The organism is Methylobacterium variabile (genome assembly GCF_001043975.1).
Classification (GTDB): Bacteria; Pseudomonadota; Alphaproteobacteria; order Rhizobiales; family Beijerinckiaceae; genus Methylobacterium; species Methylobacterium variabile.
Window position 1 is genome coordinate 1 of the sequence record NZ_LABY01000179.1, and the last position, 7,158, is coordinate 7,158.

General features: G+C 64.5%; 6 protein-coding genes. 4 read left to right on the forward strand and 2 right to left on the reverse strand.

Features of this window, described 5'->3' with window-relative positions; all coding sequences use genetic code 11:
• Nucleotides 1-283: 283 nt before the first annotated feature.
• Entirely contained in the window at nucleotides 284-958 is a 675-nt protein-coding gene (locus tag VQ02_RS24120) for a response regulator (protein ID WP_048446776.1), read from the forward strand.
• A gap of 404 nt (nucleotides 959-1,362) precedes the next feature.
• Nucleotides 1,363-2,529 carry a PAS domain-containing protein gene (locus VQ02_RS24125; RefSeq protein WP_048446777.1) on the forward strand — a complete coding sequence of 389 codons (1,167 nt, stop codon included), beginning with the start codon at nucleotides 1,363-1,365 and terminating at the stop codon, nucleotides 2,527-2,529.
• Nucleotides 2,530-2,545: 16 nt separating this feature from the next.
• Here VQ02_RS24125 and VQ02_RS24130 read toward each other — a convergent pair whose 3' ends face one another.
• Nucleotides 2,546-3,052 carry a DoxX family membrane protein gene (locus VQ02_RS24130; protein WP_048446778.1) on the reverse strand — a complete coding sequence of 169 codons (507 nt, stop codon included), beginning with the start codon at nucleotides 3,050-3,052 and terminating at the stop codon, nucleotides 2,546-2,548.
• 70 nt (nucleotides 3,053-3,122) lie between these two features.
• Nucleotides 3,123-4,382: a multidrug effflux MFS transporter gene (locus tag VQ02_RS24135; protein ID WP_048446781.1), complete on the reverse strand. Its 1,260-nt coding sequence runs from the start codon at nucleotides 4,380-4,382 to the stop codon at nucleotides 3,123-3,125.
• Nucleotides 4,383-4,861: 479 nt separating this feature from the next.
• Between VQ02_RS24135 and gmd the strand changes: the two genes are divergently transcribed.
• Both gmd and fcl read left to right on the forward strand, forming a co-directional pair.
• Nucleotides 4,862-5,950, forward strand: a complete 1,089-nt coding sequence (gene gmd / locus VQ02_RS24140; protein WP_048446779.1) for a GDP-mannose 4,6-dehydratase — start codon at nucleotides 4,862-4,864, stop codon at nucleotides 5,948-5,950.
• Nucleotides 5,943-6,887 carry a GDP-L-fucose synthase gene (fcl, locus tag VQ02_RS24145; protein ID WP_048446780.1) on the forward strand — a complete coding sequence of 315 codons (945 nt, stop codon included), beginning with the start codon at nucleotides 5,943-5,945 and terminating at the stop codon, nucleotides 6,885-6,887. The genes gmd and fcl overlap by 8 nt, the downstream gene beginning before the upstream one ends.
• Nucleotides 6,888-7,158 lie beyond the last annotated feature (271 nt).

Here is a 7,158-nt window from a genome sequence, read left to right on the forward strand (position 1 = left end):
CCCCTGCCCCGCCTCCCGCGCCGGGGCGAGCCGATCTATCGCTTCAACGCGCGCATCTCCCAGGATAGTAGTCCCGGGAGACAGTGCGGTGACGCGCCGCACGCTCCAGCTCGAGCCTTGACCGTGCGCTCGCGCACGGGAAGCCGTCGCGCGAGCTGCGGGCGACCACCGAACCGTGCGATAGGTCGTTGATATTGCCAGTTATTCCCTCGCGGGAGGATACCCACGCGACCCCGAATTGCTCTAGGATTGCGGCACGGATCGCTTCCAGAGACGCCACGGTATGACCCAGCCGACGCCGCCAGTCGCCCTGATCGCGGATGATGACGACTTCTTCCGCCTCGCCGTGGTGGCGATCCTCACGCGCAGCTTCGGATTCGCCGAGGTCGTCGAGACCGGCTCCCTCGACGCCGCCCTCGACCAGCTCTCCACCCGCCGGGGCGCCGTGACCCTGGCGCTGTTCGATCTCGCGATGCCCGGGATGGAGGGGCCGGGGAGCCTGAGCGCCGTGCGCGAGTGCTTCCCGGCGGTGAAGGTGGCGGTGGTCTCGGCCTCGACCGAGCGCAACAAGATCCTCACCGCCCTGGAGGTCGGCGTCCACGGCTACGTGCCGAAGGGAATCGGCTCGGCCGAGCTGACCCGGGCCGTCGGGATGATCCTGGACGGCCAGATCTTCGTGCCGGCCTCCCTCGCGGTGCTCGACGGCGCAGGCCCGCGCCCGACGGCCGAGGCGCGGCCCGCCCTCGACGGGCGCCAGGCCCGCATCCCGGACCTGACCCCGCGCCAGCGCGACGTCCTGGCGCTGCTGGTCGAGGGGCGCTCGAACAAGGAGATCGCCCGGCGGCTGCAGCTCGGCGAGGGCACCGTCAAGGTCCACATGGCGGCCCTCCTGCGCAGCCTCGGGGTGCAGAACCGGGCCGCCGCCGCGGTGGTCGGGGCACGGCTGCTGGCGGGGTGACTCGGGGACCGGGGCCCGTCCCGAACAAGACCATGCCCGAAACCGATGTCGGCTTTCGTCGATCGCGGCCCCCGTGACAGTGCAGACATGATTCCGCAACCATATCCTCCGCGCCATCCCGCCATCTTACCCCGGCCCTCGGGAATCCATTCGGCATAAACGTCGGCGCCCTGTGGAAGGAGAGCCTCTCGATGACTTCCATGTGGTGACGCTAGGTCAATAATGGGGAATTTTTCATCACTTGACACTGATACCGTCTGCCGTAAGACCTGATAGGTAGCGGATCAGACGACGTTGTGCGTCCGGCTCGCCGTTCGAATGCTCGGCCGTCCGGGAGCGCGACGACGTCGCATCGCAGGAGCAACCCGGATCTGCCACGGAGCGGGGCGCCACGGGATTGAGTGATGGATCGGGAAGCGATCGGGACCGAGAACATCCACGCCGCCCTGGATGCCCTGCTGAACCTGCCGCCATTGAAGAAGTCGCCGCAGCTCTCCGCCTTCCTGACCTACGTCGTGCGCGAGAGCCTGGCCGGGCGCGGCAGCCTGCTCAAGTCCTACACCATCGCGACCGACGCCCTCGGCCGCTCCAGCAGCTTCGATCCGGCGACGGACGCCATCGTGCGGGTCGAGGCCCGGCGGCTGCGGCAGGTGCTGCAGCAGATCTACGCCGACCCCGCCTGCCCCCTCACCGTGCGCATCGACCTGCCCCTCGGCCGCTACGAGCCGAGCTTCCGGCAGATCGCGCCGGCACCGGCCGGAGCGCCGCCGGCGAGCCCTGAGGATCCGGCGCTCGACGGCGTTCACGAGAGCGAGCAGCGCTACCGCGCCCTCGTGGAGGCGAGCGCGGCGGTGGAGTGGCGCGCCGGCCCGGACGGCGGCCTGACCCAGACCTTCGGCCTGAGCGCGCGGACCGGCCTGTGCGACACGAATCTCCAGGGCTTCGGCTGGCTCGCGACACTGCACCCGGACGAGCGCGCGCGCATCGAGGCTCAGTGGCAGGCCTGCTGCCAGAGCGGCACGCCGCTCGATGCCACCTATCGGGTGCGCCATCGCGGCGGTCAGTACCGCTGGATGCTCGGCCGCGCGGTGCCGCTGGAGAGCGCCGACGGCGCGATCCGCGAGTGGGTCGGGACCATGGCGGACATCGACGAGCAGGTCCGGGCGGCGGAGGCCCTGCGCACCAGCGAGGAGCGGCTGCGCCTCGCCCTGTCGGCCGCCGAGATGATGACCTGGGACATCGATCCGGCCACCCGGCACGTCACCTGCTCGGACATGGGGAGCAGCCTGTTCGGCGCGACGAGCGGACCCCTCGACGAGTTCCTGGCGATGATCCTCCCGGAGGACAAGCCGCGGGTCCTCGCGACGCTGGAGCCGGCCCTGCGCGGCGAGGGGCCGTACGATGCCCAGTACCGCATCCTCGACCACGAGGGCCGCCTGCGCTGGCTCTCGGCCCGCGGCAGCCTGGTGCCGGGGCCCGACGGCGGCTTCCGGCTGATCGGCGTCGCCTGCGACATCACCAGCCGCTACCTCGACCCCCACCGGACCGGCGGGCAGCGGATGTCGGCCTGACCGCCTAGTCCGGGCGTCAGGCCGCCGCCTTGGCGGCCCGAGGCCCGCGGGGCGCGGCAGCCCGCTTGCGGGGCGCCCTGGCGGCGGCGACCGGCGCAGGCGCCGGCGCGCGCTCGCCACCGTGCCACCAGCCCTGCCAGCTCCAGCCGCCCGGGCCGGTGACGGCGTAGAGCACGAAGCCGGCGGCGAGGCCGAGCTGGGCGAGGAAGAGTTCCTGCTCGATCCGGGCAACGGCGCCGGAGAAGTCCCAGAACCGGTGCAGCAGCAGGCCCATCACCACCGCGTGGACGGCGAGCCCGAGGCCGACGAGGCGCGGCACGAGCCCGAGCCCGAGGAGCAGCGGCCCGAACAGCCCGATCACCACCGAGGCGGTCGCGACGGCGTTCGGGTAGGGCATCCCGGTCGCCGCCAGGGTGAGGGCGAAGCCCGAGGGGTTGAGCGCCCGCCCGATCGCCGCCGGCAGCAGCGCGGCCGCCAGCAGCAGCCGCCCGGCAAGCAGGATTCCGTCGTTGCGCGCAGCCATCCCGAGACACCCCCGTCCTGTCGCCGGACCGTCGCGCGGGAGCCTTGAAGGGAGGGTTAAGGCGCCGGCCCTACGGCCCGGTCCCGAACAGGCGGCCGCGCTCGGTCCACAGCACCATCGCGAGGCTCAGGCCGCTCAGCGCGCAGTAGCCGACCGCGAGCGGGATCACGGTGCCGTCGAAGGACTGGCCCACTAGCAGACCGCAGAAGACCGCGAGCAGCGTGGTGTAGAAGCCGATGAACGAGGAGGCGGTGCCGGCGATCGCCGCCAGGGGCTCCATCGCCAGGGCGTTGAAGTTCGGCATCGCGAAGCTCATCAGGAACTGGCACGCCGCCAGGGTGGTGAGCAGCAGCCACAGGGGCGGCCGGCCGGCGAAGGCCAGGATCAGCGCGAGCTGGAGGCAGGCCGCGACGAACAGCCCGAGATTGCCCGCATGGGCGAGCGGCCGCATGCCGAGCCGGCGCACCAGCCGGGCGTTGATCAGCGTCGCGACGCCCATCGCGCCGGCGATCAGCGCGAAGGCGACCGGGAACAGCGCGCCGAGATGGTAGAGGCCGGTGTCGAAGATCGCCTGGGCCGAGCCGACATAGCCCATGATGCAGCCGGTGGTGAGGCCGAGCGCCGTGGCGTAGCCGAACGAGGTCCTCGTCCGCACCGTGACCGCGATGCCCGACCCGATCGCCCGGGCCGAGACCGGGCGGCGGAAGGCCGGGTGCAGGGTCTCGGGCAGGCGCCACCCGAACCAGGCCAGGGTGATCAGCGCCAGCGCCAGCATGAGGCCGAAGATCAGGCGCCAGCTGCCGGCGAGCAGGACGGCGCCGCCGATCGACGGGGCGAGGATCGGCACGATGAGGAAGACCATCATGCAGAACGACATCACCCGGGCCATGTCGCGCCCCTCGTACCGGTCGCGCACGATGGCGACCGCGAGCACGCGGCCCGCCGCGCCGCCGACACCCTGGATCGCGCGGGCGAGGAGCAGCACCTCGAAGGTCGGCGCCAGCATGGCGAGCACGCTGCCGGCGAGATAGATGCCGATCCCGACGATCAGGGCCGGACGCCGCCCGGTCCCGTCCGAGACCGGGCCGTAGAGGAGCTGGGCGGTGCCGAAGCCGAGCATGTAGACGTAGACGAGGAGTTGGAGCCGGTTCGGATCCGCGACGGCGAAATCCCGCTGGATCGCCGGGAAAGCCGGCAGGAAGCTGTCGATGGTGACCGCGGTCAGGCCCATCATCAGGGCCATCAGGGCTACGAACTCGACGAAGCCGGGTCCGGCCCAAGCGGCCCTGGCAGAATTCTCGTACGTCTCGTCGGCTGCGGGGCTCGCCATGATCGTCCCGGTGCGCCGGCCTGCGCGATGCACCGGCATGAGCCATCCCTGCAAGACCGGTATGGCGCCCGCAAGGCGCAACCGAACATGGCAGCGATGCAGCGTTCCACACGTGGAGGGGACAGGTTACCGGAATTGCAAACCTGGCTACCATGATCGGCACCGATCCGCATGTCTGAGGCGGCAGGTGCTGCTGCCAGGGGGCATCGTGCCACCGTGTGGCGCTCGAAATACGATAGTTATATCATATTTGGATTTTCAGAAATTTCTGACCATACATACTCCCTCGCGGACACTGCATACAGACGACCATAGTTTTTGTAATAATGAAATCTTTCATGAGTGGGCATTATAAGTCGTATTTTCGCGCACTAGAGAAACATACGGAGTGTCGGACCGCCTAAATCGCCAGCATGTTGGTGTATGATGGGAGACGGTGTATGAGGTCCACGAACCGTATGATGGAGCACACCTGACAGATGGCAACCGGGAAAGTCGCGCTCATCACTGGCGTAACGGGACAAGATGGAGCTTATCTATCAGAACTTCTCATCAGCAAAGGATATACGGTCCACGGAATCAAGAGAAGATCGTCGTCGTTCAATACTGGTCGAATTGAGCATCTCTACGAAGATCCGCACGTCGATAATCCAAAGTTTATACTTCATTACGGAGATATGACAGATTCCACCAATCTAATTAGAATCGTTCAGGAGACACAACCTGACGAAATTTATAATCTTGCCGCGCAAAGCCACGTTCAAGTCTCATTTGAGACTGCCGAATACACGGCAAACGCTGACGCTATCGGCACGTTGAGGCTTCTCGAAGCGATCCGGCTCCTCAAGCTGGTCGACAAGACACGATTTTATCAGGCCTCGACCTCGGAGCTTTACGGGAAAGTACAAGAAGTCCCGCAGTCCGAAACCACGCCGTTCTACCCGCGCAGTCCTTATGCGGCCGCAAAGATTTACGCCTACTGGATCGTTGTCAATTATAGAGAAGCCTATAATATCCATGCGTCCAACGGCATCTTGTTCAATCACGAAAGCCCTTTGCGGGGCGAGACGTTCGTAACGCGGAAAATCACGCGCGCCGCCGCTGCAATCCATCTTGGTCTTCAAGATAGACTGTATCTCGGAAATCTGGATGCCAAGCGAGATTGGGGACACGCGCGAGAATACGTTCGCGGAATGTGGCTCATGCTGCAGCAGGACAAAGCGGACGATTACGTGCTCGCGACGGGTGAGACGCACACCGTGCGCTCGTTCGTGGAAAAGGTGTTTGCAAAGGTCGGAATACAGATTGAGTGGAAGGGGCAAGGCGTCGACGAAATCGGGATCGATGCTTCCACAGGCAAGGTCTGCATCCAGATCGATCCGAGATACTTCCGTCCGACCGAAGTCGATCTTCTGCTCGGCAATCCGGCGAAAGCCCGCGAGAAGCTTGGCTGGAGCCATGAAGCAAAGATCGACGATCTCGTGGCTGAGATGGTCCGAGAAGATCTCAAGCTGATGGCGCGGAGCGTGCCGAATCCGAATACGAATCGAGGCCTCGTTCATGTCTGACGCGCACTTCGATCTGCTCGGCAAGAAGGTCTGGGTTGCCGGCCATCGCGGGATGGTCGGCAGCGCGATCGTTCGGCGCCTTGCCCATGAAAACTGCGAAATCGTTACTGCGGATCGGAGCCAGCTGGATCTCCGTCGCCAGGCTGATGTCGAGCAGTGGCTCGATCGTAACAAGCCGGACGTCATCTTCCTGGCGGCCGCGAAGGTCGGCGGCATTCTGGCGAACGCCACCTATCCGGCGGAGTTTTTGCACGACAACCTAGTTATCGAGACAAATATAATTCACGGGGCGTTCAAGTCAGGCGTCGAGAAACTTCTGTTTCTCGGATCGTCGTGCATCTATCCGAAATTTGCCGAACAACCGATCCGTGAGGAGTCTCTCCTCACGGGGCCACTCGAGCCTACGAACGAATGGTACGCCATCGCCAAAATCGCAGGCCTGAAGCTCGCGGAAGCGTATCAGAAGCAATACGGCTGCTCATACATATCGGGCATGCCGACAAACCTTTATGGCCAGGGCGACAATTTCGATCTCAACACAAGTCACGTGATGCCGGCGCTGATCCGCAAGATCCATGAAGCTAAAATTCGAGGAAACCCCCAAGTAACGATCTGGGGCTCAGGCACGCCCATGCGTGAGTTTCTTCATGTTGATGATTGTGCCGATGCCTGCATTCACTTGATGAAGTTTTACTCTGGCACTCAGCATGTCAACATTGGGTCCGAGCGAGAGATCTCGATACGCGATCTGGCTTTAACGATATGCTCCATCATTGGGTATGATGGCGAGCTCATCCTGGATCGGACGAAGCCGGACGGCACTCCCCGTAAGATTATGGATTCTAGCAAATTGAGGGACCTAGGGTGGAAACCCAAAGTTGAACTCGAAGAGGGAATAGAGTCTGTCTACAAGTGGTTCCTAGCGCAAAATCCGTAAGCTGAATTATCCCGCCCGATAGAAATATAGATAATACCGCCGCGCCTTCGAACGGAACCGTTCGGAGGCGCAAGGCAAGCCCGAACGGGCGCCGGCGCTGATGCGCCGGACGCCTTCGCATCGACGTGTCGATGCCAAGGCGCGAGGGTATAAAACAGCACGATTTGCATAAAATGAATGACAGAGACCATGCTGCAGATAATATATTGTCAACTCTGAATTTTTGCATTATAAGTGCACGTTCTATTCTAGGAGAACGACAATCAAATGG

Bases quoted from the DNA above. Each gene is read 5' to 3' on its own strand.
- VQ02_RS24120 (WP_048446776.1), top strand. From the start codon at position 284: ATGACCCAGCCGACGCCGCCAGTCGCCCTGATCGCGGATGATGACGAC.
- VQ02_RS24125 (WP_048446777.1), top strand. From the start codon at position 1,363: ATGGATCGGGAAGCGATCGGGACCGAGAACATCCACGCCGCCCTGGAT.
- VQ02_RS24130 (WP_048446778.1), bottom strand. From the start codon at position 3,052: ATGGCTGCGCGCAACGACGGAATCCTGCTTGCCGGGCGGCTGCTGCTG.
- VQ02_RS24135 (WP_048446781.1), bottom strand. From the start codon at position 4,382: ATGGCGAGCCCCGCAGCCGACGAGACGTACGAGAATTCTGCCAGGGCC.
- gmd (WP_048446779.1), top strand. From the start codon at position 4,862: ATGGCAACCGGGAAAGTCGCGCTCATCACTGGCGTAACGGGACAAGAT.
- fcl (WP_048446780.1), top strand. From the start codon at position 5,943: ATGTCTGACGCGCACTTCGATCTGCTCGGCAAGAAGGTCTGGGTTGCC.